21 protein-coding genes, 1 pseudogene and 1 riboswitch are annotated in these 25,708 nt (G+C 55.4%); of the genes and pseudogenes, 6 read left to right on the plus strand and 16 right to left on the minus strand.

The annotated features are described in order from the left end of the window. Positions 1-382: 382 nt before the first annotated feature. On the plus strand, positions 383-1,972 hold the full coding sequence (gene purH, locus F3I15_RS17345; protein WP_150018754.1) for a bifunctional phosphoribosylaminoimidazolecarboxamide formyltransferase/IMP cyclohydrolase: 1,590 nt from the start codon (positions 383-385) through the stop codon (positions 1,970-1,972). A 17-nt stretch (positions 1,973-1,989) separates the two neighbouring features. Continuing rightward, positions 1,990-3,267: a phosphoribosylamine--glycine ligase gene (gene purD / locus F3I15_RS17350; RefSeq protein WP_150018764.1), complete on the plus strand. Its 1,278-nt coding sequence runs from the start codon at positions 1,990-1,992 to the stop codon at positions 3,265-3,267. A 34-nt stretch (positions 3,268-3,301) separates the two neighbouring features. Here purD and F3I15_RS17355 read toward each other — a convergent pair whose 3' ends face one another. From F3I15_RS17355 to nudC, 6 genes are all read right to left on the minus strand, one after another. Then, positions 3,302-3,967 (minus strand): DUF1481 domain-containing protein, encoded by a 666-nt coding sequence (locus tag F3I15_RS17355; protein ID WP_150018755.1) that lies wholly within the window; start codon positions 3,965-3,967, stop codon positions 3,302-3,304. Between the two features lie 68 nt (positions 3,968-4,035). After that, positions 4,036-4,308 carry a nucleoid-associated protein HU-alpha gene (hupA, locus tag F3I15_RS17360; protein ID WP_006121511.1) on the minus strand — a complete coding sequence of 91 codons (273 nt, stop codon included), beginning with the start codon at positions 4,306-4,308 and terminating at the stop codon, positions 4,036-4,038. A gap of 188 nt (positions 4,309-4,496) precedes the next feature. Continuing rightward, positions 4,497-5,087, minus strand: a complete 591-nt coding sequence (locus tag F3I15_RS17365; protein ID WP_039381849.1) for a YjaG family protein — start codon at positions 5,085-5,087, stop codon at positions 4,497-4,499. 62 nt (positions 5,088-5,149) lie between these two features. Further along, a complete protein-coding gene (nfi, locus tag F3I15_RS17370; RefSeq protein ID WP_150018756.1) occupies positions 5,150-5,818 on the minus strand; it encodes a deoxyribonuclease V in 669 nt (222 codons plus the stop codon). Positions 5,819-5,820: 2 nt separating this feature from the next. Next, positions 5,821-6,888: a uroporphyrinogen decarboxylase gene (gene hemE / locus F3I15_RS17375; RefSeq protein ID WP_150018757.1), complete on the minus strand. Its 1,068-nt coding sequence runs from the start codon at positions 6,886-6,888 to the stop codon at positions 5,821-5,823. A gap of 39 nt (positions 6,889-6,927) precedes the next feature. Further along, on the minus strand, positions 6,928-7,701 hold the full coding sequence (nudC, locus tag F3I15_RS17380; RefSeq protein WP_039381843.1) for an NAD(+) diphosphatase: 774 nt from the start codon (positions 7,699-7,701) through the stop codon (positions 6,928-6,930). Positions 7,702-7,787: 86 nt separating this feature from the next. Between nudC and rsd the strand changes: the two genes are divergently transcribed. The 3 genes from rsd to thiE all read left to right on the plus strand — a co-directional run bounded on the left by rsd (position 7,788) and on the right by thiE (position 11,140). Continuing rightward, positions 7,788-8,294, plus strand: a complete 507-nt coding sequence (gene rsd / locus F3I15_RS17385; RefSeq protein ID WP_150018758.1) for a sigma D regulator — start codon at positions 7,788-7,790, stop codon at positions 8,292-8,294. Between the two features lie 78 nt (positions 8,295-8,372). Next, a riboswitch (TPP riboswitch) is annotated at positions 8,373-8,473 on the plus strand. A 91-nt stretch (positions 8,474-8,564) separates the two neighbouring features. After that, complete coding sequence (thiC, locus tag F3I15_RS17390; RefSeq protein WP_150018759.1) at positions 8,565-10,499, plus strand: phosphomethylpyrimidine synthase ThiC; 1,935 nt, start codon at positions 8,565-8,567, stop codon at positions 10,497-10,499. Beyond that, positions 10,496-11,140: a thiamine phosphate synthase gene (gene thiE / locus F3I15_RS17395; RefSeq protein ID WP_150018760.1), complete on the plus strand. Its 645-nt coding sequence runs from the start codon at positions 10,496-10,498 to the stop codon at positions 11,138-11,140. Before thiC ends, thiE begins: the two co-directional genes overlap by 4 nt. A 161-nt stretch (positions 11,141-11,301) precedes the next feature. Here the strand turns inward: thiE and F3I15_RS17400 are convergent, their stop codons facing one another. Then, complete coding sequence (locus F3I15_RS17400; protein ID WP_150018761.1) at positions 11,302-12,759, minus strand: PLP-dependent aminotransferase family protein; 1,458 nt, start codon at positions 12,757-12,759, stop codon at positions 11,302-11,304. Between the two features lie 176 nt (positions 12,760-12,935). Here F3I15_RS17400 and F3I15_RS17405 point away from each other — a divergent pair, with 176 nt between their 5' ends. Next, entirely contained in the window at positions 12,936-13,124 is a 189-nt protein-coding gene (locus F3I15_RS17405) for a DUF1127 domain-containing protein (RefSeq protein WP_150018762.1), read from the plus strand. A gap of 60 nt (positions 13,125-13,184) precedes the next feature. On the opposite strand, the gene rpoC is transcribed toward F3I15_RS17405, so the two are convergent. The 9 genes and pseudogenes from rpoC to tuf form a co-directional block, all read right to left on the minus strand. After that, positions 13,185-17,408 carry a DNA-directed RNA polymerase subunit beta' gene (gene rpoC, locus F3I15_RS17410; RefSeq protein WP_039381836.1) on the minus strand — a complete coding sequence of 1,408 codons (4,224 nt, stop codon included), beginning with the start codon at positions 17,406-17,408 and terminating at the stop codon, positions 13,185-13,187. Positions 17,409-17,486: 78 nt separating this feature from the next. Further along, entirely contained in the window at positions 17,487-21,515 is a 4,029-nt protein-coding gene (gene rpoB, locus F3I15_RS17415; RefSeq protein WP_039381834.1) for a DNA-directed RNA polymerase subunit beta, read from the minus strand. A gap of 326 nt (positions 21,516-21,841) precedes the next feature. Beyond that, positions 21,842-22,204, minus strand: coding sequence for a 50S ribosomal protein L7/L12 (rplL, locus tag F3I15_RS17420; RefSeq protein WP_065648601.1), 363 nt, complete (start codon positions 22,202-22,204; stop codon positions 21,842-21,844). A gap of 66 nt (positions 22,205-22,270) precedes the next feature. Next, on the minus strand, positions 22,271-22,768 hold the full coding sequence (gene rplJ / locus F3I15_RS17425; RefSeq protein ID WP_065648600.1) for a 50S ribosomal protein L10: 498 nt from the start codon (positions 22,766-22,768) through the stop codon (positions 22,271-22,273). A gap of 350 nt (positions 22,769-23,118) precedes the next feature. After that, positions 23,119-23,823, minus strand: coding sequence for a 50S ribosomal protein L1 (gene rplA / locus F3I15_RS17430; protein ID WP_150018763.1), 705 nt, complete (start codon positions 23,821-23,823; stop codon positions 23,119-23,121). A gap of 3 nt (positions 23,824-23,826) precedes the next feature. Beyond that, positions 23,827-24,255 carry a 50S ribosomal protein L11 gene (gene rplK, locus F3I15_RS17435; RefSeq protein ID WP_013507401.1) on the minus strand — a complete coding sequence of 143 codons (429 nt, stop codon included), beginning with the start codon at positions 24,253-24,255 and terminating at the stop codon, positions 23,827-23,829. Positions 24,256-24,401: 146 nt separating this feature from the next. Beyond that, positions 24,402-24,947: a transcription termination/antitermination protein NusG gene (gene nusG / locus F3I15_RS17440; RefSeq protein ID WP_039381825.1), complete on the minus strand. Its 546-nt coding sequence runs from the start codon at positions 24,945-24,947 to the stop codon at positions 24,402-24,404. A 1-nt stretch (position 24,948) separates the two neighbouring features. Continuing rightward, the gene (gene secE, locus F3I15_RS17445; protein ID WP_039381824.1) at positions 24,949-25,332 is read right to left on the minus strand and encodes a preprotein translocase subunit SecE; all 384 of its coding nucleotides are present in this window, start codon (positions 25,330-25,332) and stop codon (positions 24,949-24,951) included. 230 nt (positions 25,333-25,562) lie between these two features. Then, positions 25,563-25,708 (minus strand): annotated as a pseudogene (gene tuf / locus F3I15_RS17455) (elongation factor Tu); the annotation flags it as partial.

Here is a 25,708-nt window from a genome sequence, read left to right on the forward strand (position 1 = left end):
TTTTTCTCCGGCGGAAGTTCTTACCGAATCTTCCTGTCGACGCCGTTTTCCGTAAGCCGGTGTGCCGTGTCGATGGAGGCGCATTATAGGGAGTTCTTCCGGGCTGACAAGCGTTAAATTCACGAAAAATAACTGTTCGCTGCATTCCCCAGCAAAAGGGGGATTTATACCCTGTTACACACAACGTTATCCACAAAACAGCAGCCAGATAAATTTAAGCGAGCATCGCGCAAACGTTTTCGCTACAATGCCCGGCGACGTCACGGATGCCCCTTTTGGGGCGTTACATGAGGCAAACGCGTTATCTTCTTTATAGAAGTGCGCTTTCGGCCTGATGTAACGCTCTTATTTATGCGAAACAAAGCCAAGGGATAAAACCACCATGCAACAACGTCGTCCTGTACGCCGCGCTCTGCTCAGTGTCTCTGATAAAGCCGGTATCCTCGAATTTGCTCATGCTCTCTCACAACGGGGCGTCGAGCTGCTCTCCACAGGTGGCACTGCACGTTTGCTGGCAGATGCAGGCCTGCCCGTCATTGAAGTGTCTGACTACACCGGTTTCCCGGAAATGATGGATGGACGCGTTAAAACTCTGCATCCTAAAGTACATGGCGGCATCCTTGGTCGTCGCGGTACCGACGACGCGATGATGGCAGAGCACGCTATCAACCCGATTGATATGGTGGTGGTCAACCTCTATCCCTTTGCGCAGACCGTAGCGAAGCCTGACTGCTCGCTGGAAGATGCGGTCGAAAATATCGATATCGGCGGGCCAACTATGGTGCGCTCAGCGGCAAAGAATCATAAAGATGTGGCGATTGTGGTTAAGAGCAGCGACTACACCAGCATCATTGCAGAGATGGATGCCAGTGAGAATGCGCTGACGCTGGAGACGCGCTTCAATCTGGCCATCAAAGCGTTTGAACATACCGCTGCCTATGACAGCATGATCGCAAACTACTTCGGCACGCTGGTGCCTGCCTATCATGGCGAAACGCAGGCGCCCGCCGGTCGCTTCCCGCGCACGCTTAACCTCAACTTCATTAAGAAGCAGGATATGCGCTATGGCGAGAACAGCCATCAGGATGCCGCCTTCTATATAGAAGAAGAGATCGCGGAAGCGTCGGTAGCCACGGCGCAGCAGCTGCAGGGTAAGGCGCTCTCCTATAACAATATTGCAGATACCGATGCCGCACTGGAGTGCGTAAAAGCGTTTGATGAACCTGCCTGTGTCATCGTCAAACACGCTAACCCATGTGGCGTAGCGGCGGGCGCATCGATCCTTGAAGCCTATGAACGCGCCTATAAGACTGACCCGACCTCAGCTTTTGGCGGCATTATCGCGTTTAACCGCGAGCTGGATGAGGCGACTGCACAGGCGATTATCAGCCGTCAGTTTGTTGAAGTAATTATTGCCCCTTCTGCCAGTGACGCAGCGCTGCAGGTGACGGCAGCCAAACAGAACGTGCGCGTGCTGATCTGCGGTCAGTGGCAGCAGCCGGTTGCCAGCCTGGACTTTAAACGGGTCAACGGCGGTCTGCTGGTACAGGATCGCGACCTGGGCATGATCACTGCCGACCAGCTTCGCGTGGTCACGCAGCGCCAGCCCACTGAGCAGGAGCTGCGTGACGCGCTGTTCTGCTGGAAAGTCGCCAAGTTTGTTAAATCCAATGCCATTGTTTACGCCCGCGATAACATGACTATCGGTATAGGTGCCGGTCAGATGAGCCGCGTTTATTCGGCCAAAATTGCCGGTATTAAGGCGAGCGATGAGGGGCTGGAGGTCACAGGCTCAGCGATGGCGTCTGACGCTTTCTTCCCGTTCCGCGATGGTATCGATGCTGCTGCCGCTGCCGGCGTCAGCTGTGTCATTCAGCCCGGTGGTTCTATCCGCGATGAAGAGGTGATTGCTGCTGCAGATGAACACGGCATCGCGATGATCTTTACCGATATGCGCCATTTCCGCCATTAACAGCTGGAGCAGCAATGATGAAAATTTTAGTAATTGGTAATGGCGGACGCGAGCACGCGCTGGCGTGGAAAGCGTCACAGTCACCGCTGGCTGAAACCGTGTTTGTTGCACCGGGTAACGCAGGCACCGCGCTGGAGCCGGCCCTGCAGAATGTGGCTATCAGCGCGACCGATATCCCTGCCCTGCTCGCGTTTGCACAGCAGGAGCAGATCGATCTGACGATTGTCGGTCCGGAAGCACCGCTGGTGATTGGCGTGGTTGATGCCTTCCGCGCCGCCGGACTGAAGATCTTTGGTCCGACGCAGGCGGCCGCACAGCTGGAAGGCTCAAAAGCGTTCACCAAGGATTTTCTGGCGCGCCAGCAGATCCCGACCGCTGAGTACCAGAACTTTACCGAGACAGAGCCAGCGCTGGCTTATCTGCGTCAGAAAGGCGCACCCATTGTTATCAAAGCCGATGGCCTGGCTGCAGGTAAAGGCGTCATTGTCGCGATGACGCTGGCCGAAGCGGAAGCGGCAGTTCAGGATATGCTGGCGGGTAATGCGTTTGGCGATGCCGGCCATCGTATCGTGATTGAAGAGTTTCTTGACGGTGAAGAAGCCAGCTTTATTGTCATGGTGGATGGCGACCACGTGCTGCCGATGGCTACCAGCCAGGATCATAAACGCGCTGGCGATGGCGATACCGGACCCAACACCGGCGGCATGGGAGCCTATTCACCGGCTCCGGTGGTGACTGATGAGATCCACCAGCGCGTGATGGACCAGATCATCTGGCCAACCGTGAACGGTATGAAAGCGGAAGGCAATACCTATACCGGTTTCCTGTATGCCGGACTGATGATCGACAAAGCGGGTCAGCCAAAGGTCATTGAATTTAACTGCCGCTTTGGCGATCCGGAGACCCAGCCCATTATGCTGCGGCTGAACTCCGATCTGGTGGCTCTCTGCCTGGCAGCGGTCGATGGCACCCTGGATACGCAGAGCTCAGAGTGGGATCCGCGCCCTGCACTGGGTGTCGTGCTGGCTGCAGGCGGCTATCCGGGCAGCTACCGTACCGGCGATCAGATCCACGGTCTGCCGCTTGAAGCCGTGCCGGAAGGTAAAGTGTTCCATGCCGGCACCACGCTGCAGGACGATCGGGTTGTCACCAGCGGCGGACGCGTGCTGTGCGTGACCGCACTGGGTGAAGATGTCGCCATCGCGCAGCGCAACGCCTATGCGCTGGCAGAGACTATCTCCTGGGACGGCTGCTTCTGCCGTCGCGACATCGGCTATCGCGCCATCAATCGCTGATATCCACGGGGCACCCTGCTGTGCCCCGTTTTCTCTAGCCGCTCAGATCGCTCTCTGTCGGCTGCCAGCTGCACTCATCCTCTGCGGTAACACGCAATATCTGAATCCCCTCCGGCGCTTCAAGCCATGACACCATCAGCGGCTGAGACCCCTGCTGCTGCGTCAGGCGACTCAGCGTGTCACTGTCGAACGCGACATTTTGCGGGTTACCCGCACAGTCGCGTACCCGATTGCCGCCCAGCCAGTGTCCCTGCTTCAGTAATACCCGGCCGCTCAGCAGCGCATTGCTCTGGGCCAGCATACGCTGTGCGTCAAAGCGATAGAGCGCGACGGCATCATCACTCAGCGCTTCGCGCCGTCCTGCCAGCTGTCGCTGCATAAAATTCAGGTTACCCTGATGATCAAAACGCAGCGTGACGTCATCGGGCTGCTCGCCGGTAAGATGGCGTTCCACGCTCAGCAGCGTCTCGTGTTGCCAGATATAGTCTGTTGTTTCGCGCACGGGCGTGCTGAAAGGGTTATAAACGGTACGCAGGTGGATCAGATCGTGGTCGCTGTTTTTGCGCCAGATACGAACCGCGCCGCGGTCGGCCAGGTAGCCGCTGGCGGTAAATGCCGGAAGATCAGGCGTGGCGCTGCAGCCGGAAAGCAGGACAGCACAGAGCAGGATACGGATGCGCCGAAAAAGCGTATTCGACATAGCAGGCTCCGGTAACAAAAAGGGGCGAAATCGCCCCTCTTCTAAAGCTAAACCGCAAGGCGGAAAACTTACTTAACTGCGTCTTTCAGTGCTTTACCAGAAACGAAAGCTGGTACGTTTGCTGCAGCGATTTTGATCTCTTTGCCAGTCTGTGGGTTACGACCGGTACGCTCAGCGCGGTGGTTCACTTTAAAAGTACCAAAACCAACCAGTTGTACAGCATCACCTTCTTTCAGAGACTCAGTGATCGCAGCCAGGGTAGATTCCAGCGCAGCTTTAGCCTGGGTTTTAGACAGGTCCGCTTTTTCTGCGATCACATCAATCAGTTGAGTCTTGTTCATAAGTTATCCTTAAAGTGTATTTATCGCTTGCTAAGCAACGAGTGCGAGGGAAAAGCCATATTCTGGCACTCTTCAGCCTGCACGCACCGATAGCCACAATTTTCAGCCCCCCAAATGTAGACCAGACAGGGGGCTGATGTGAAGCCTCCAGGCGCGCTAATTCAGGCCTGGAATCACGTTTTCTCGCCTTACTGCTGAAAATTTATACCGATGTTACTGATTCCGGCTTCGCGCAGGTCAGAACGCAGTCCTTTAATCAGCTCAAGGTCGCGCTCTTCGCACTCAGCCAGCAGGCGAAAAATCTCCCACTGCATGTCCCATTCATCAATGACCGCCTGGTTTTCACGCAGTTCTTCGTCGCTCATTTCGCGTCCGGCCTGCGTCATTTCCAGGATAGCCACGGTGGTGATGGAGGTGCGGCTTACTTCAATCGCATGCTCCAGCGTTTCACCGCTCAGCATCGCGTGCAGCACTTCGCTCAGCGCTACGCAGGCATCGATGGCCGGATGAACACCGTAAACATCAAAATCGTCACCAGCCGGGATCGCCTCTTCCAGTTTCTCCAGCTGGCTGTCGAAATTGATTTTGGCATCTTTCACCGTCAGGCTTTCCCATACCAGATCAAGAATGCGGCGATAGAGCTGAGGATCGGCAAATCCGGTCTGTTCGCAGAAGGCCCAGTAATTAGGGAACATCCGCTCGCATAAACAGGCCATGAAGGTCATATGCTGCCAGCTTTCCAGCTTCGCCAGACGCAAATGCACGGGGTTCTGTAACATCAAACTTACTCTCAATAGGTTAGCTGGCGGCAGTGTACCGCAAAAGGCGCGGACAAACAGCGTCAGCGCGCATTTTGCCACTTCACAAAGGCCGGACGCCCTGAGGCGACCGCATCTGCCCAGCGCGTAGGCTCCGGCAAACGGTAGCCGCCCATGCAGGCTTCAACCCAGTGCAGCGCGCTGTCCAGGCTGACACGGTGTCCGGTAGAGATAAACAGCGGGTTACAGCGCGCTTTGCTGCGCCACACCCAGGCAAGCTGCTCACCTTTATCCATCAGCGGCTGCCGGCTACCGGGTGCGGCGTCCAGATCGGCAAAGCGTCCACACAGCCGCTTTTTGGCTACGCCGATAGTGGGAATATCCACGATTGAGCCAAAATGCGCCGCCACGCCGAGGCGCCGGGGGTGCGAGATGCCGTGCCCGTCCACAAACAGCAGGTCGGGCTGCTGCGTCAGCTGCTGCCAGGCCGCCTGCAGCGCAGGCATCTCCCGAAACGAGAGAAAGCCCGGAATATAGGGCATAGTGGTAGGAATGCGCGCAATGCGATGCTCCACCAGCGTAAGTGAGGGGTATTCCAGAATGACGATCGCGGCGCGCGTCACCTCACCCCCCTGCTCAAATCCGACATCAGCGCCGCCGATAAAGCGCGGCGGCAGAACGTCAAAATCGTCCTGCCGCACCACGTTAGCAGCCAGCGCCAGCTGTTCCTGACGTAATGCGGCTAAATCCATGCTTATTCCTGATGATATTGTCGCGAAAGACGATGCACCGCCTCAACGAACACACCTGCATGTTCCGGCGGCACATCCTGATGGATACCGTGTCCGAGATTAAACACGTGTCCTTCACCCTCGCCAAACCCGGCAAGAATGCTGGCCACCTCCTCTTCAATACGGGCAGGCGGCGCATAAAGCATAGACGGGTCCATGTTACCCTGCAGCGCAACCTGATGGCCCACGCGGCGACGCGCCTCGGCCATATCCATGGTCCAGTCCAGCCCCAGCGCATCACAGCCGGTAGCAGCCATCGCCTCCAGCCACTGTCCGCCGCCTTTGGTAAAGAGCGTGACCGGGACGCGCCGGCCTTCGTTCTCACGTACCAGGCCTTCCACAATTTTATGCATGTAGTTCAGCGAAAAATCGCGGTAGTCGCGTCCGGTCAGCACACCACCCCAGGTATCGAAGATCATGACCGACTGCGCACCCGCGTTGATCTGCGCATTGAGGTAGAGGATCACGCTGTCCGCCAGCTTGTCCAGCAGCGTGTGCAGCGTGTGCGGTTCGGCATACATCATCTTTTTGATTTTGGTGAATGCCTTGCTGCTGCCGCCCTCAACCATATAGGTGGCCAGCGTCCACGGACTGCCGGAAAAACCAATCAGCGGGACGGCTCCCCTGAGATTGCGGCGGATGGTTCGTACCGCATTCATCACATAACCCAGTTCCTGCTCCGGATCGGGCACCGGCAGGTTATCAACATCCGCACGACAGGTAATCGGACGGGAGAAGCGCGGACCTTCGCCGGTTTCAAAATAGAGTCCCAGCCCCATCGCATCCGGGATGGTCAAAATATCGCTGAAGAGGATCGCTGCATCCAGCGGATAGCGGCGCAGCGGCTGCAGCGTCACTTCACACGCCAGCTCAGCATTTTTACACAGCGACATAAAATCACCGGCTTCAGCGCGCGTGGCTTTGTACTCCGGTAAATAGCGTCCGGCCTGACGCATCATCCAGACCGGGGTAACATCTACAGGCTGGCGCAGCAGGGCGCGCAGATAACGGTCGTTCTTCAGTTCACTCATAATGGGCTCTCTCATGCTAAGGGCGTCAGTGTAGCATTTTCATGCCACGCTGGCGCGACACAGCGCCACGGTGTCCTCAATCAGGCGCCGGGCCACGGTGCCTGGCGGCGGCAGCTGGGGCAGCGCATCAAAGCGATACCAGCCCGCATCGAGCAGCTCTTTTCCATCGTGCTGCAGCTCACCATCCTCATACTCCGCCATAAATGCCGTCATCAGCGAATGGGGAAAGGGCCACGGCTGCGAGGTCACATAGCGTACGTTTTTTACCCGTACGTTACTCTCCTCCATGACCTCACGCGCCACCGCCTGCTCCAGCGTTTCGCCTACTTCAACAAAGCCGGCCAGTACCGTATAGATGCTGTTGCGATGGCGGGCGTGATTGGCCAGCAGGATCTCGTCGCCGCGGCGAATCGCCACAATGATGCAGGGCGCAATCTGCGGATAGTAACGTTCGCGGCAGTGGGTACAGAGGCAGGCAAACTCACGCGGGCTGATGCGCATTTCATGGCCGCAGTAGCCGCACCAGCGGTGGGAACGGTAGAATTCAGCCAGCTGCACCCCCCGGCCGGCAAGCTGAAACAGTCCGGTATCCTGATCGATAACCTGCCGCACCGAGCCCATGTTTTCCGGGCGCGACGCCTGGATCAGCCAGACGTTTTCGCCCAGCCATTCACCGATAAGTATGCCGTGCTGGCCTGCCAGACCAAAATCTGCCGCTAAGCCGTGCGGCAGCTCACCCTGCGGCAACCAAAGTTTCTGTTCAGAGCTGACAATCCACCAGCCAGCGTCTACGCTTGAGATCTCACGTTGCATCTTATTCGTTGTCCTTAGCGTCGCACGGCACGCTGAAAGTCTGATGTTAAGTGTAATGAACAACTATAACTCACCGGGAGCCTCATATGCTTACCCAGTTAGATAACCTGACCAGGCGTGTCGGTGGCGGTAATGAATTAGTCGATGCATGGTTACGTGCGCGTCGACATCTGCTTGTCACTTACTATGAATTAATTGGCATCAAGCCGAATAAAGAGGCGCTGGCGGTGCTGAACGAGCAGGCACTGGATGATTTCTGCCATACGCTGGTGGACTATCTCTCAACCGGCCACTTCAGCATGTATGAGCGCATTATCAAAGATCTGCAGGGTGACAGTCCGCTGGTTGCTGCTGCGCATCTCTATCCGGCGCTTGAAAGCAATACCGATCGCATCATGCAGCTGTATGACACCCATTTGCAGCAGGCAATTACGGATGAAAACTGCGTTGAATTCCAGCAGGCACTCTCTGAAGTAGGCGAAACGCTGGCTTCGCGCTTCTCGCTGGAAGATAAGCTGATTCAGATGGCGTGGGATAACCAGCTGGTTTCTCCGCCGGTAGCAAACGACAGTACCATCGCGCGTCCGGCCTGATCCTGCTGCAGTTGTAAAATCCTTGTTATTCCGTAAAAGCCCACTTATGCTGAGTGGGCTTTTATTGTTTTGAACAGAAACACCTTGTCGGAGTGCCCTTCGGGGCTGAGACCGTTAATTCGGGATCCGCGGAACCTGATCAGGTTAGTACCTGCGAAGGGAACAAGAGTAGCTATTATCAGCGCGCGCTTGGGTTTTACCTGTCTGCAGGCGCTGTTACTCCTTCCGGACTCCGGACAAGCAACTTCCACTGACTTCAGGAATTTTGCTATGTCTGCTGCTAAACCTTCTCGTCGTGAACAGCGCGCGCAAGCGCAGGATTTTATCAACTCGCTGCAGGGCACCGCCTTTCCCAGCTCACAGCGTATCTGGATCAGCGGCAGCCGCGCCGATATTCGCGTGCCGATGCGTGAAATCCAGCTCAGCCCCACCCATACCGGCGGCACCAAAGCGGAGCCACAGTACGAAATCAATGAGCCGGTTCCGGTCTATGACACCGCCGGCGCCTATGGCGATCCGCAGGCCACTATCGATGTACATCAGGGACTGGCAAAGCTGCGCACCGCGTGGATAGACGAGCGTGATGACAGTGAACCGGTTATGCAGCGCAGTTCCGCTTATACCCAGCAGCGTCTGGCCGATGAGGGACTGGACCATCTGCGCTTTGAATCGCTGCCTTCTCCGCGCCGGGCAAAGCCTGGCCGCTGCGTCACGCAGCTGCACTACGCCCGTCAGGGCATCGTGACGCCGGAGATGGAGTTTATCGCGATACGTGAAAATATGGGGCGCGAACGGATTCGCAGCGAAGTTCTGCTGCAGCAACATCCGGGCGAAGCTTTTGGTGCGCACCTGCCGGCGAATATCACCGCAGAATTTGTGCGCGATGAAGTCGCCAGCGGGCGCGCCATTATTCCGTCGAATATCAACCACCCCGAATCGGAACCGATGATTATTGGCCGTAATTTTCTGGTGAAGATCAACGCCAATATCGGCAACTCTGCGGTCAGCTCCTCGATTGAAGAGGAGGTTGAAAAGCTGGTGTGGTCCACGCGCTGGGGTGCCGATACCGTAATGGACCTCTCCACCGGCCGCTACATTCATGAAACGCGCGAGTGGATCCTGCGCAACAGCCCGGTCCCCATCGGCACCGTGCCGATCTATCAGGCGCTGGAGAAGGTGAATGGCATCGCTGAAAACCTTAACTGGGAAATTTTCCGCGATACGCTGCTGGAGCAGGCGGAGCAGGGCGTCGACTACTTCACTATTCACGCCGGCGTGCTGCTGCGCTATGTGCCGATGACGGCCAGACGCCTGACCGGTATCGTGTCGCGCGGCGGCTCAATCATGGCGAAATGGTGCCTGTCACATCACCAGGAGAGTTTTCTTTATCAGCATTTCCGCGATATCTGTGAAATCTGCGCCGCTTATGACGTGGCCCTCTCGCTGGGCGATGGCCTGCGCCCGGGATCGATTCAGGATGCCAACGATGAGGCGCAGTTTGCAGAACTCAGAACCTTAGGTGAGCTGACCAAAATCGCCTGGGAGTATGACGTGCAGGTGATGATTGAAGGACCGGGCCATATTCCGATGCAGATGATCCGGCGCAACATGACCGAGCAGCTCGACCACTGCCATGAAGCGCCCTTTTATACGCTTGGCCCGCTGACTACCGATATCGCACCGGGCTACGACCACTTTACCTCCGGTATTGGCGCGGCGATGATTGGCTGGTTTGGCTGCGCCATGCTCTGCTATGTAACGCCGAAAGAGCACCTCGGGCTGCCCAATAAAGAGGATGTCAAACAGGGGCTTATCACCTACAAGATCGCCGCGCATGCCGCCGATCTGGCCAAAGGGCATCCGGGGGCGCAGATCCGCGATAACGCTATGTCCAAAGCGCGCTTTGAATTCCGCTGGGAAGATCAGTTTAACCTCGCGCTGGATCCGCATACCGCCCGCGCCTACCACGATGAGACGCTGCCGCAGGAATCGGGCAAAGTCGCGCACTTCTGTTCTATGTGCGGGCCGAAGTTCTGCTCAATGAAAATTACCCAGGAAGTGCGGGAGTTTGCGGCGCGCCAGCAGGCTGAGGCACAGCCGGTTGAAGTGGCTGAAGCGGGAATGGCAGAGATGTCTGAGACATTCCGCCGCCGCGGTGGTGAGCTCTATCACCCTGCGGATGCGATCGGTAAGGAGAAAGCATGACAACCGCGTTTGCTGCGACTGCCCCGCAGCTGGGACTCTATCCGGTGGTTGACAGCGTCAGCTGGATCGAACGCCTGCTGGCCGCCGGGGTACGCACAATCCAGCTGCGCATCAAAGATCTGCCGGATCGGGATGCAGAAGACGCTGTGCGTGAAGCGATTGCGCTGGGCCGGCACTATCACGCACGGCTGTTCATTAATGATTACTGGCGGCTGGCCATTGCGCATCAGGCATACGGCGTACACCTGGGTCAGGAGGATCTGGAGGTGGCGGATCTGCAGGCGATTCAGCAGGCGGGCCTGAGGCTGGGCATCTCAACGCATGATGACGCAGAGCGGGAGCGCGCGGTGGCACTGCGCCCCTCCTATATCGCACTGGGGCACATCTTCCCCACGCAAACCAAGCAGATGCCGTCTGCGCCGCAGGGAGTGGTCCGGCTGCAGCAACACCTGCCGCATCTGCAGGGTATCCCTGCGGTCGCTATCGGCGGCATTTCACTGGCGCGCGTGCCTGAGGTGCTGGCGACCGGTGTCGGCAGCGTGGCGGTTGTCAGCGCTATCACGCAGGCGACTGACTGGCGCGCGGCCACCGCTGAGCTGCTGCAGCTGGTGGGAAGCGGAACGCCGATCGCAGAGGCCTGAAAATTCGTGTAACCCGCGCAGAAATGGCGCAAGCCGGCCCGCAGGGGTAGCCAGCAGGCCTCGTCTGCGCGCCGGAAACCGTTACAGTACGTCTGCCCGCTGTGATTTGCAGCGGGCCAGGGCTGGTTCCCCTTCTCTTCCTCCAGCCCTGCCTTTCCGGTTTACTCCGCCACCAGCTGCTCCGCCTGATGTTTGTCGCTGCTGCACGCCTGCATGGCGCGCTCTACCGCCATTCCCAGCCGCGCCAGCGCCTGCTCCGTCTGTTCATTCATGGGCAAGCCGTAATTGAGTCGCAGACAGTTACGGTATTTACCCGCAGCGGAAAACAGAGAACCCACGGCGACCTGCAGGCTGGCCTCGCGCAGCTCGGCATTAAGCCGCACCGCATCAAACGCCTCCGGCAGCTCAATCCACATCAGAAACCCACCCTGCGGGCGCGATACGCAGATGCCGCAGGGAAAGTAGTGCCGCACCCAGCAGCTGAATGTTTCATAGTTGCGCTGATACACCTGGCGCATACGGCGCAGGTGCGGGAGATAGTGGCCCTGGCGAATAAACTCCGCCACGGTGTGCTGCGGCAGCGTGGCCGTGGATCCGGTGCCGATATATTTCATATGCAGTACCCTGTCGCGATAGCGACCCGGTGCCACCCAGCCCACCCGCAGCCCCGGTGCCAGCGTTTTTGAAAATGAGCTGCAGAGCAGCACGCGGCCATCCATGTCGAGCGATTTGAGCGTGACAGGACGCGGGTAGTCCCATGCCAGCTCGCCATAGACATCATCCTCTATGATGGCGGCATCAACCCGCTGCGCCAGCGCCAGCAGCGCCCGCTTGCGCGCTTCCGGCATAATAAAACCCAGCGGATTATTGCAGTTTGGCACCACCACTACGGCTTTGATTGGCCACTGCTCAAACGCCAACTCCAGTGCCTCAAGGCTGATCCCGGTGACTGAGTCGGTCGGGATTTCAATCACCCTGATCCCCAGTCCGCGCAATGTCTGCATCGTGCCATGAAACGCGGGCGACTCTACCGCAATGATGTCACCCGGCGCGCAGACGGCGCGAATGGAAACCGACAGCGCCTCATGGCAGCCGGTGGTGATCACAATATCCTCTGCCGTCAGCTGGCAACCGCTGTCGATGGTCAGGCGCGCCACCTGCTCGCGCAGGGCGCTGACGCCGAGCAGACTGTCATAGTTGAGCAGTTCGGTCTGCTGTTTCTGCGCCAGCCGGCTCATGATTTTCCACAGCGGTTTCAGCGTGGGCTGCGTCAGATCGGGCATGCCGCTGCCCAGCTGCATCACGTCACCGCTGGTGCGGCTGCTGAGCAGTTCCAGCACGGAATCCCACTGCGTAACCTCTACCGGCCGCTGTACCGGGCGCGTCAGCGCAGGCATCGGCGGGGTCGCTTTATGCGTGGCGACAAAATAGCCGGATCGCGGCTGCGGTACGATCAGCTGCTTCTCTTCCAGCAGATGATACGCCTGCTGCACGGTGCTGATACTGACCCCATGCTCGCTACTCAGCGTGCGTACTGAAGGCAGGCGTTCACCGCTGCGATAAAGCCCCTGCTCAATCCGATCGGAGAGCAGGCAGGCCAGATGCTGATAGCGCGTCATTGTATGCTCCTGGTAACAAATCCATCTAAAAAACCAGTACAGATAAGCGCTACTTTTAGCATTCAGACGGGACAAAACGCAATCTGTATGGTTAACAAACCCTGTATTTGGGTCTGTATGGTTTTGACGGGAAAACGGACAATGCTGCTCAGATACCCCTGTTGAGGAGCGAGAGAATGGAATTTGATCAGAATCGTGCTGCAAAACCTTTCAGCGTAACGCTGCCAGACATTATCCGTGCGGCGCTGCGGATGCTGAAGCAGTGGCGTGCCCGACGCGCGACGCGTCAGGTACTGGCTCAGCTTAGCGATAATCAGCTGCGCGATATTGGCCTGACGCGCCACGATGTAAAGTGTAAGCGCTGAGCATCAGGCAAAAAAAAACCCTGCCGGAGCAGGGTTTTTTATCATCGGTGCAGCAGACGATTACTCGTCGTTGTTGCCACCCAGACCAGCGTTCAGCAGCTCAGCCAGGCTTGCAGAGGCTTCATCCGCAGTCACCTGCGGTGCAACCGGTGCTTCACCCGCCTGACGGCGACGCATACGATCCTGATGGTAAGCATAACCGGTACCAGCCGGGATCAGACGACCCACGATAACGTTCTCTTTCAGGCCGCGCAGTTCATCACGCTTGCCTGCTACTGCGGCTTCGGTCAGGACACGCGTGGTCTCCTGGAACGAGGCTGCAGAGATAAACGACTCGGTTGCCAGAGACGCTTTGGTAATACCCAGCAGATCGCGCGCATAGGTTGCGCCGATTTTGCCAGCGGTCTCCAGATCGCGGTTGGAGATCTTGATGCGGGAGACTTCTGCCTGCTCGCCTTCAAGGAACTCCGAGCTACCTGCGCTCATGATGGTCGCTTTACGCAGCATCTGACGTACGATGACTTCGATGTGCTTATCGTTAATCTTAACGCCCTGCAGGCGGTAAACTTCCTGCACTTCGTTAGTGATATAACGCGTTACCGCATGAACGCCACGCAGACGCAGGATGTCGTGTGGTGATTCCGGGCCGTCAGATACGACGTCACCGCGTTCCACGCGCTCACCTTCGAATACGTTAAGCTGACGCCACTTCGGAATCATCTCTTCGTACGGATCGCTGCCATCAACCGGTGTGATCACCAGACGACGCTTGCCTTTGGTCTCTTTACCGAAGGAGATGATACCGCTGATCTCTGCCAGAATAGCTGGCTCTTTCGGACGACGCGCTTCGAACAGATCCGCAACGCGCGGCAGACCACCGGTGATATCCTTGGTACCGCCAGATTCCTGCGGAACACGCGCCAGGGTATCACCCGAGCTGATCTTCACGCCATCTTCCAGCTGCACAATCGCTTTACCTGGCAGGAAGTACTGAGCCGGCATGTCGGTGCCCGGGATCAGAACGTCGTTGCCGTTAGCATCAACAATTTTCAGCGCCGGACGCAGGTCTTTACCGCCAGCAGTACGCTCTGCGGAATCCAGTACCACCAGCGATGACAGACCGGTAAGGTCGTCAGTCTGACGGGTAATGGTCTGACCGTCGATCATGTCGGTGAAGCGGATGAAACCACCCACTTCGGTGATTACCGGCATGGTGTGCGGATCCCAGTTTGCTACGGTTTCGCCTGCAGCAACCTGCTCGCCATCACCTTTCGCCATCACCGCACCGTAAGGCACTTTATAGCTCTCTTTGGTACGACCGAACTCGTCGATCATCTTCAGCTCAACGTTACGTGAAACGATAACCAGCTTCCCGGAGGAGTTGGTTACTGACTTCGCGTTGGTCAGCTTGATAGTACCTTTGTTCTTCACCTGAATGCTGGATTCAGCAGCCGCACGCGATGCCGCACCACCGATGTGGAACGTACGCATTGTCAGCTGAGTACCCGGCTCACCGATGGACTGTGCTGCGATAACGCCGATGGCCTCACCTTTGTTGATGATGTGACCACGTGCCAGGTCGCGACCGTAGCAGTGTGCACACACACCGAAGTCGGTTTCACAGCTTACGACTGAACGCACTTTGATGACGTCAACGGAGTTCTCTTCCACTACGTCACACCAGTGCTCATCGATCAGCGTGTTACGCGGGATCAGGATGTCAGCAGTGCCTGGCTTCAGAACGTCTTCAGCCGTTACACGACCCAGTACACGCTCACGCAGCGGCTCTTTAACGTCGCCACCTTCGATAACCGGCGTCATCATGATGCCTTCGAACGTGCCGCAGTCATCTTCGGTAACGACCAGATCCTGCGCCACGTCAACCAGACGACGGGTCAGATAACCGGAGTTTGCCGTTTTCAGTGCGGTATCGGCCAGACCTTTACGTGCACCGTGCGTCGAGATGAAGTACTGCAGTACGTTCAGGCCTTCACGGAAGTTTGCCGTGATAGGCGTCTCGATGATGGAGCCATCTGGCTTCGCCATCAGACCACGCATACCTGCCAGCTGACGAATCTGTGCTGCAGAACCACGCGCACCGGAGTCGGCCATCATGTAGATGCTGTTGAACGAGACCTGCTGCTCTTCTTCGCCGTTACGGTTGATAACGGTTTCCGTCTGCAGATTATCCATCATCGCTTTAGAGACGCGTTCGTTGGCAGCGGCCCAGATATCGATGACTTTGTTATAACGTTCACCCGCCGTAACCAGACCAGACTGGAACTGCTCCTGGATCTCAGCCACTTCAGCTTCAGCTTCAGCGATGATTTCCGCTTTCTTCGCCGGAATAACCATGTCGTCGATACCGACTGATGCACCTGAACGGGCTGCATAGGCGAAACCGGTGTACATGGTCTGGTCAGCAAAGATAACGGTCGGCTTCAGGCCCAGAATGCGGTAACAGGTGTTCAGCATTTTGGAGATCGCTTTCTTACCCAGCGCCTGGTTGACGATGGAGTAAGGCAGACCTTTCGGTACGATCATCCACAGAATCGCACGGCCAATGGTCGTGTCGATCAGGCTGGTTTTCGCAACGAGCTCTTCCTGTTCGTTTTTCGCATATTCTGTAATACGCACTTTAACGCGGGCGTGCAGCTCAGCCAGGCCAGCGCGGTAAACACGCTCAGCTTCTTTCGGACCGGTCAGCACCATGCCTTCGCCTTTGGCGTTTACTTTGTCGCGGGTCATATAGTACAGACCCAGAACAACGTCCTGTGAAGGAACGATGATTGGCTCACCGTTCGCTGGCGACAGAATGTTGTTGGTCGACATCATCAGCGCACGCGCTTCCAGCTGAGCTTCCAGCGTCAGCGGAACGTGTACCGCCATCTGGTCACCATCGAAGTCGGCGTTATAGGCCGCACAGACCAGCGGGTGCAGCTGAATCGCTTTACCTTCGATCAGAACCGGTTCAAACGCCTGGATACCGAGACGGTGCAGCGTTGGCGCACGGTTCAGCAGTACCGGGTGTTCGCGGATAACTTCGTCCAGGATATCCCAGACAACCGCTTCTTCACGCTCAACCATTTTCTTGGCAGCTTTGATGGTGGTAGCAAGACCACGCAGCTCCAGCTTGCCGTAGATGAACGGTTTGAACAGCTCCAGCGCCATTTTCTTCGGCAGACCGCACTGATGCAGACGCAGGTATGGACCCACGGTGATAACCGAACGACCGGAGTAGTCAACGCGTTTACCCAGCAGGTTCTGACGGAAACGACCCTGCTTACCTTTGATCATGTCAGCCAGCGATTTCAGCGGACGCTTGTTAGAGCCTGTGATGGCACGACCGCGACGGCCGTTATCCAGCAGGGCATCTACCGCTTCCTGCAGCATACGCTTTTCGTTACGCACGATGATATCTGGCGCAGCCAGATCCAACAGACGCTTCAGACGGTTGTTACGGTTGATCACGCGACGATAGAGATCGTTCAGATCTGACGTTGCGAAACGACCACCATCCAGCGGTACCAGCGGACGCAGATCTGGCGGCAGAACCGGCAGAACGGTCAGGATCATCCACTCTGGCTTGTTGCCAGACTGCACGAACGCTTCCAGCAGCTTGATACGCTTGGTCAGCTTTTTACGTTTGGTCTCGGAGTTAGTCTCATTCAGCTCTTCACGCAGCTGCTCGCACTCCTGCTCCAGATCCATATTTTTCAGCAGTGCCTGGATCGCTTCCGCACCCATCTTCGCGTCAAATTCGTCACCGAACTCTTCCAGCGCATCAAGATACTGCTCTTCCGTCAGAATCTGACGTTTTTCCAGGTTGGTCATGCCGCCTTCGATAACCACGTAGGATTCGAAGTAGAGGACACGCTCAATGTCACGCAGTGGCATATCCAGCAGCAGGCCGATACGGGACGGCAGCGACTTCAGGAACCAGATGTGTGCAGTAGGTGAAGCCAGCTCGATGTGACCCATACGCTCACGGCGTACTTTGGTCTGCGTCACTTCAACGCCGCACTTCTCGCAGATAACACCGCGATGTTTCAGGCGCTTGTACTTACCGCACAGGCACTCGTAGTCTTTAACCGGTCCGAAAATACGGGCACAGAAAAGACCGTCACGCTCTGGCTTGAAGGTACGGTAGTTAATGGTTTCCGGCTTTTTAACTTCACCAAAAGACCAGGAACGGATCATGTCTGGCGAAGCCAGCGCAATTTTGATCGCATCAAACTCTTCGGTTTTAGTTTGCGCTTTCAGAAACTTAAGTAAGTCTTTCACGGATTAGCTCCCGTCGGAGTGGAACTCTCAGGGACGCGCACCCGGAGTGCGCGTCCCATAACCAGTACTTGCGAGTGCTTACTCGTCTTCCAGCTCGATGTTGATACCCAGCGAGCGGATCTCTTTCAACAGTACGTTGAAAGATTCCGGCATGCCCGGTTCCATCTGATGGTTGCCATCGACGATGTTTTTATACATCTTCGTACGGCCGTTGACGTCATCAGACTTAACGGTAAGCATTTCCTGCAGGGTATACGCGGCACCGTATGCTTCCAGTGCCCACACTTCCATCTCACCGAAGCGCTGACCACCGAACTGCGCCTTACCACCCAGCGGCTGCTGAGTAACGAGGCTGTAGGAGCCGGTCGAACGGGCGTGCATCTTGTCATCAACCAGGTGGTTCAGTTTCAGCATGTACATGTAACCTACGGTTACCTGACGCTCAAACTGCTCACCGGTACGGCCATCAAACAGCGTGATCTGACCAGAAGAAGGCAGGCCGCCGAGCTGCAGCAGCTCTTTGATCTCGCTCTCTTTCGCACCATCGAACACTGGCGTGGCGATTGGCATACCTTTTTTCAGGTTCTCTGCCAGACGCAGCACTTCATCGTCCGAGAAGGTGTTCAGATCAACTTTCTGACGCACGTCGGTGCCCAGATCGTAAGCACGCTGGATAAACTCACGCAGTTTGGCGACTTCTTCCTGCTTCTTCAGCATCGCATTGATCTTCTCACCAATGCCTTTCGCCGCCATACCCAGGTGGGTTTCCAGGATCTGACCGATGTTCATACGCGATGGTACGCCCAGCGGGTTCAGTACGATGTCAACCGGCGTGCCGTTTTCGTCATAAGGCATATCTTCGATCGGGTTGATCTTGGAGATAACACCTTTGTTACCGTGACGACCTGCCATTTTGTCACCAGGCTGGATCTGACGTTTAACGGCCAGATAAACCTTAACGATCTTCAGCACGCCTGGTGCCAGATCGTCGCCCTGGGTGATTTTGCGACGCTTCGCTTCGAGTTTCTTCTCAAACTCGTGCTTCAGCTCATCATACTGTCCGGCCAGCTGCTCGAGAGTATTCTGCTTCTCTTCGTCAGTCAGGCCCAGCTCCAGCCAGCGCTCACGCGGCAGCTTGTCCAGCTTATCCGCTTCAACGCCGCCTGCGATCAGCACAGCCTGAATACGGCTGAACAGACCCGCTTCGAGGATCTGCAGTTCTTCAGACAGGTCTTTCTTCGCCTGCTTCAGCTGCATCTCTTCGATTTCCAGCGCGCGCTTGTCTTTTTCTACGCCATCGCGGGTAAAGACCTGCACATCGATAACGGTACCAGAGACGCCATTCGGTACGCGCAGCGACGAGTCTTTCACGTCGGACGCTTTTTCACCGAAGATAGCGCGCAGCAGTTTCTCTTCTGGCGTCAGCTGGGTTTCACCTTTAGGCGTTACCTTACCGACCAGAATGTCACCACCGGTGACTTCTGCACCGATATAGACGATACCGGATTCATCCAGCTTGGAGAGCGCAGCTTCGCCGACGTTCGGGATGTCAGCGGTGATCTCTTCCGGCCCCAGTTTGGTGTCACGGGACACGCAAGCCAGTTCCTGAATGTGAATCGTGGTGAAACGGTCTTCCTGCACTACACGCTCTGAGACGAGGATGGAGTCTTCGAAGTTGTAACCGTTCCATGGCATGAACGCCACGCGCATGTTCTGACCCAGCGCCAGCTCACCCAGATCGGTGGATGGACCATCTGCCAGCACGTCACCGCGCTCGATTGGCTCACCCAGAGAGACACACGGCATCTGGTTGATACAGGTGTTCTGGTTTGAACGGGTGTACTTGGTCAGGTTGTAGATGTCGATACCGGCTTCGCCTGCGTACATCTCTTCTTCGTTAACTTTGATAACGATACGGGATGCATCTACATACTGTACGGTACCACCACGTTTCGCGACGGCAGTTACACCGGAGTCAACCGCTACTGCACGCTCCATACCGGTACCTACCAGCGGCTTATCAGCGCGCAGGGTCGGGACCGCCTGACGTTGCATGTTCGCACCCATCAGGGCGCGGTTAGCATCATCGTGTTCCAGGAACGGGATCAGTGACGCACCGACAGAAACCACCTGCTGGGTGGAAACGTCCATGTAGTCAACCTGATCGCGGCTGAACAGGCTCGACTCACCTTTGCTGCGGCAGGTGACGAGGTCGTCAACAAAGCTGCCATCATCAGCAAGGTTGGTGTTCGCCTGAGCGATAACGTAGTTACCCTCTTCAATCGCAGAAAGGTAATGAATTTCGTCACTCACTTTGCCATCAACAACGCGACGGTATGGTGTCTCAAGGAAACCATATTCGTTGGTCTGCGCGTAGACAGAGAGTGAGTTGATCAGGCCGATGTTCGGGCCTTCCGGCGTTTCGATTGGACATACGCGACCGTAGTGAGTCGGGTGTACGTCACGCACTTCAAAGCCAGCACGCTCACGGGTCAGACCGCCTGGGCCCAGAGCAGAAATACGGCGCTTATGCGTAATTTCAGACAGCGGGTTGTTCTGGTCCATAAACTGAGACAGCTGGCTGGAACCAAAGAACTCTTTCACTGCGGCTGAAATTGGCTTGGCGTTAATCATATCCTGCGGCATCAGCGTATCGAGATCGCCCAGTGACAGACGCTCTTTCACTGCACGCTCAACGCGAACCAGACCTACGCGGAACTGGTTCTCAGCCATCTCACCGACAGAACGGATACGACGGTTACCAAGGTGATCGATGTCATCCACTTCACCGATACCGTTACGGATACCGATCAGCTTCTTCATCACCTCGATGATATCTTCTTTGCTCAGGATACCTGAACCTTCGATCTCATCGCGCAGCAGAGAGCGGTTGAACTTCATGCGGCCGACCGCAGAGAGATCGTAACGATCTTCAGAGAAGAACAGGTTCTCAAACAGGTTTTCCGCTGCTTCACGCGTTGGCGGCTCGCCCGGACGCATCATACGGTAGATCTCAACCAGCGCGCTCAGGCGATCGTTGGTTGGGTCAACACGCAGGGTCTCGGAGATATAAGGGCCGTGATCCAGATCGTTGGTGAACAGGGTTTCGATGCGCTTGTGGCCCGACTGGCTCAGTTTCGCCAGCAGATCCAGTGACAGCTCCATGTTAGCCGGAACAATCAGCTCACCGGTGTTCAGATCGATGTAGTCTTTAGCAACGACTTTACCGGCGATATATTCAACCGGAACTTCGATATGCTGAACGCTATCTTTTTCCAGCTGGCGAATATGACGCGCAGTGATGCGACGACCTTTCTCAACGTAGACCGTACCGTTGGCTTCGATATCGAAGGAAGCTGTTTCGCCACGCAGGCGCTCAGGCACCAGTTCCATTTGGAGCTTGTTGTCGCGGATTTCAAAGACCACTTTTTCGAAGAACAGATCGAGGATCTGCTCAGTGGTGTATTCCAGCGCGCGCAGGATGATACTGGCCGGCAGCTTACGACGACGGTCAATACGGACGAACAGGTTATCTTTTGGATCGAACTCGAAGTCGAGCCATGAACCACGGTAAGGGATGATACGTGCGTTATAAAGCACTTTACCGGAAGAGTGCGTTTTACCCTTATCGCTGTCAAAGAACACGCCAGGACTACGATGCAGCTGAGAAACGATAACACGCTCAGTACCATTGATAACAAAGGTACCGTTGTCAGTCATGAGTGGAATTTCACCCATGTAGACTTCTTGTTCTTTGATGTCTTTGACGGTGCCTTCCGGCGCTTCGCGCTCATAGATCACCAGACGCAGTTTCACGCGCAGCGGTGCCGAATAGGTCACGCCACGGATCTGACATTCAGTTACGTCAAAGACCGGCTCACCCAGGCGATAGCTGACATACTGCAATTCAGAGTTGCCGCTGTAGCTCGCGATTGGGAACACGGAACGGAAGGCTGCTTCCAGACCGTACTGGCCTTCTGGATCTTGCTCGATGAACTTCTGAAACGAGTCAAGCTGGATAGAAAGGAGATAGGGAACATCCAGAACTTGTGGACGTTTACCAAAATCCTTACGAATACGTTTTTTCTCGGTATAGGAGTAAACCATAGGGTTCCTCAGCTAGCTGACAAGTCGACCCACGCTGTCCGTCCTGACGGGACAGTTATGCAACACTATTTTTGTTTTTCATGCGATGCGTGGCACCCCATGCAATACATCTTTCTATCACTCTTAAATCATTTCATCGCTATTGTGCCGGCAGGGAACCTTCACAGGAGAGCGGTATATTAAGGCGTCGATAGAAAAAGATATTGAAGAGAAACAATGGATAAACAGTGCGAAACGCCATCGTTCCCCTGTAGCGCAAAAAGGCTGGTGACCAAAAAGTCACCAGCCATCAGCCCGATTACTCAGACTGCAACCCTAAGGTTGTCTTACTTAACTTCAACTTCAGCGCCAGCTTCTTTCAGAGCAGCTTCAAGTGCAGCTGCGTCATCTTTGCTGATGCCTTCTTTGATCACGCCAGTCGCTTCAACCAGATCTTTGGCTTCTTTCAGGCCCAGACCAGTTGCAGTACGTACTGCTTTGATTACTGCTACTTTGTTCGCGCCAGCTGCTTTCAGCACAACGTCGAACTCAGTTTTCTCTTCAACAGCTTCAGCCGGGCCAGCAGCTACAGCTACAGCAGCAGCAGCAGAAACGCCGAATTTTTCTTCCATAGCAGAAACCAGCTCAACTACTTCCATTACGGACATAGCTGCAACGGCTTCCAGGATTTGATCTTTAGTGATAGACATGTCGATTGTTCCTAAAATTCACAAAAAGTTTATACGTAAGCAGGTACGAAGGAAAAGAGAGAGGCCTTAAGCCGCTTCTTTTGCATCGCGTACAGCAGCCAGAGTGCGAACCAGTTTGCCAGCAGCGGCTTCTTTCATGGTCGACATCAGACGTGCCAGTGCTTCTTCGTAAGTCGGCAGAGTTGCCAGACGGTCAATATTGTCCGCCGTGATCAGCTCACCTTCAAAGGCTGCAGCTTTGACCTCAAATTTTGCATTCGCTTTCGCGAACTCTTTAAACAGACGAGCAGCAGCGCCCGGGTGTTCCATAGAGTATGCAATCAGGGTCGGACCAACAAACGTGTCTTTCAGGCACTCGAAAGGAGTCCCTTCAACGACGCGGCGCAGCAGGGTGTTGCGAACAACACGCATGTAAACGCCAGCTTCACGACCTGCTTTACGCAGTTCAGTCATTTTATCAACGGTAACGCCACGGGAATCCGCAACAACCGCTGAAAGCGCGCCTTTGGCTACTTCGCTAACTTCAGCAACAATCGCTTGTTTGCCTTGAAGATTTAATGCCATTAGCTTTGCTCCTGGATTTGACCGGGAAAAATTTCCCGGAACTCACTTCACCTGACTGCCCGAAAGCAGCAGGCGCTATTACACGGTGAGCAGAATCCAGTGAAGAAATAAATCTTTTTGGTTCTGTCACCGTCTACGCAGGATATTAAGCAGAGTTTCCGAAGAAATTTCCGCTCCTGCGGTCTTGGACGGAGGCCAGGATCAGGCCTGGCTCCAACCTTAGCCGCTGTATTTTAATGCATTACCACATTAAGCCGCAGCGGCTATGAATTTGGGTTCTGAGAACAGCGTTCATTCAGAACAACGGGCGTAAGATTCTAGATGAATTTTTCGCCCGTTTCAAGCAGCAATTAGTTTGCTGCTGCGTTCAGACCAGCCTGGTCAACGGCAACGCCGGCGCCCATAGTGGTAGAGATGCTGACTTTCTTGATGTACACGCCTTTAGCCTGAGCAGGTTTTGCTTTTTTCAGCGCAACCAGCAGAGATTCCAGGTTTTCTTTCAGTTTGTCAGTATCGAAGTCCACTTTACCGATGGTAGTGTGGATGATGCCGTTTTTGTCGTTACGATAACGAACCTGACCTGCTTTAGCGTTCTTAACCGCTTCAGCAACGTTTGGCGTTACAGTACCAACTTTCGGGTTTGGCATCAGACCACGTGGACCCAGAACCTGGCCCAGCTGGCCAACAACGCGCATTGCATCCGGAGATGCGATAACGACGTCAAAGTTCATTTCGCCTTTTTTGATCTGATCGGCCAGATCTTCCATACCCACCAGCTCAGCGCCAGCTGCTTTAGCAGCTTCAGCGTTTGCGCCCTGGGTAAAGACAGCAACACGTACTGAACGACCAGTACCGTGTGGCAGAACGGTTGCACCACGTACGTTCTGATCAGATTTACGTGCATCGATGCCGAGGTTAACAGCAACGTCTACGCTTTCTGTGAATTTGGCAGTAGCCAGTTCTTTCAGCAGAGCAACAGCTTCGTTGATGTCGTACTGTTTAGTTGCATCAACTTTGTCACGGATCACGCGCATGCGCTTGGTCAGCTTAGCCATTTCTTAATCCTCCACTACCAGGCCCATGGAACGAGCAGTACCTTCGATAGAGCGAGTCATCGCTTCTACGTCAGCACCAGTCATGTCCGCAGCTTTGGTTTCTGCGATTTCACGTACCTGAGCACGAGTTACTTTACCGACTTTGTCTTTGTTCGGCTTACCAGAACCAGACTTGATGCCCGCTGCTTTTTTCAGCAGTACGGCAGCCGGAGGCGTTTTGGTAACGAAGGTGAAAGAACGGTCGCTATATACGGTGATAACAACTGGAGTAGGCAGGCCTTTCTCCAGAGATTCTGTTTTGGCGTTAAACGCTTTACAGAATTCCATGATGTTAACACCCTGCTGACCCAGAGCCGGACCAACCGGTGGGCTCGGGTTAGCCATACCAGCTGCAACCTGCAGCTTAACGTAGGCTTGTACTTTCTTGGCCATGATAATTCCTCTATTGGGTATAGCGCCTGAAAACAGGCTCCCCGTGGTAACGATTTACCCGCCGTTGCCAGCGTGTAAAAACAAAAGGCGCGAAATTATAGGTAAATTTCGCGCCTTCTGCAAGAGTCAAAAAGTGAACAAAAGGGTTAACCTTTCTCCACCTGAGCAAAATCGAGCTCAACCGGTGTTGCACGACCAAAGATAGAGACCGACACTTTCAGGCGGCTCTTCTCATAGTCAACTTCTTCGACCACGCCGTTGAAGTCAGCAAACGGACCGTCGTTGACGCGTACCATCTCGCCTGGCTCAAACAGCGTTTTCGGACGCGGCTTATCACCTACCTGCTGCAGGCGGTTCATAATCGCATCAACTTCTTTGTCACTGATTGGTGCAGGACGGTCAGATGTACCGCCAATGAAGCCCATTACACGCGGTACACTGCGCACCAGGTGCCAGCTGGCGTCATTCATCACCATCTGTACCAGCACGTAGCCAGGGAAGAATTTGCGCTCGCTTTTGCGACGCTGACCGCCACGGATTTCAACGACTTCTTCAGTCGGCACCATGACGTCACCAAACAGTTCTTCCATGTTGTGCAGTTTGATATGCTCTTGCAGCGACTTCGCTACGCGGGCTTCAAAACCGGAGAACGCCTGAACGACGTACCAGCGTTTTTTTGGAGCTTCAGACATCTCAGAACCTCAGGCCAGTAATAAACGATACCAGACGGACCAGAATACCATCCAGCCCCCACAAAATCAGTGACATCACGGCCGTAACCGCGGCAACGATTAGCGTGGTATGTAAGGTTTCCTGACGGGTTGGCCAGATAACCTTGCGCATTTCGGTTCTTGCTTCACGAGCAAAAGCCACGGTTGCTTTACCTTTGATAGTCAGTAAAGCGATGCCACCCGCAGCAGCGATCAGCACTACTACAGCCAGCGCACGTAAGGGCAGCGTAATATCGCGATAGAGATAGTTGCCTACAATGGCAACCAGCAGTAACGCAATCACAGCTACCCACTTTATCGCTTCCAGGCCGCGCCCGCTCCCTTGAGCTTCGGTATTCGCACTCATAAACCAACCTGCCACAATAATTCAGAAACTATTCTGCCCCGCGTATAGGCGAGGCATCCAAACCGAATGAGCTGTTGGGCATAACTCGGTCTCCAGCGCTGTAAAACAGAGCCTGTCTCAGCAATGATTATGATTGAAAATCACTGATGAGCCAGGTTCTAAGTGACAGCGTGCAAAAAGGGCATCAAATGATGCCCTTTTCATGCGCATTGCGTCAAATACTATCGCAATTAAGCGATAACAGAAGCAACAACGCCCGCGCCAACGGTACGGCCGCCTTCGCGGATTGCGAAGCGCAGACCCTGGTCCATCGCGATTGGGTGGATCAGGGTAACAACCATCTTGATGTTGTCGCCCGGCATGACCATCTCAACGC

It is taken from the genome of Pantoea sp. M_9 (assembly GCF_008631385.1).
Taxonomy (GTDB): domain Bacteria; phylum Pseudomonadota; class Gammaproteobacteria; order Enterobacterales; family Enterobacteriaceae; genus Pantoea; species Pantoea eucrina.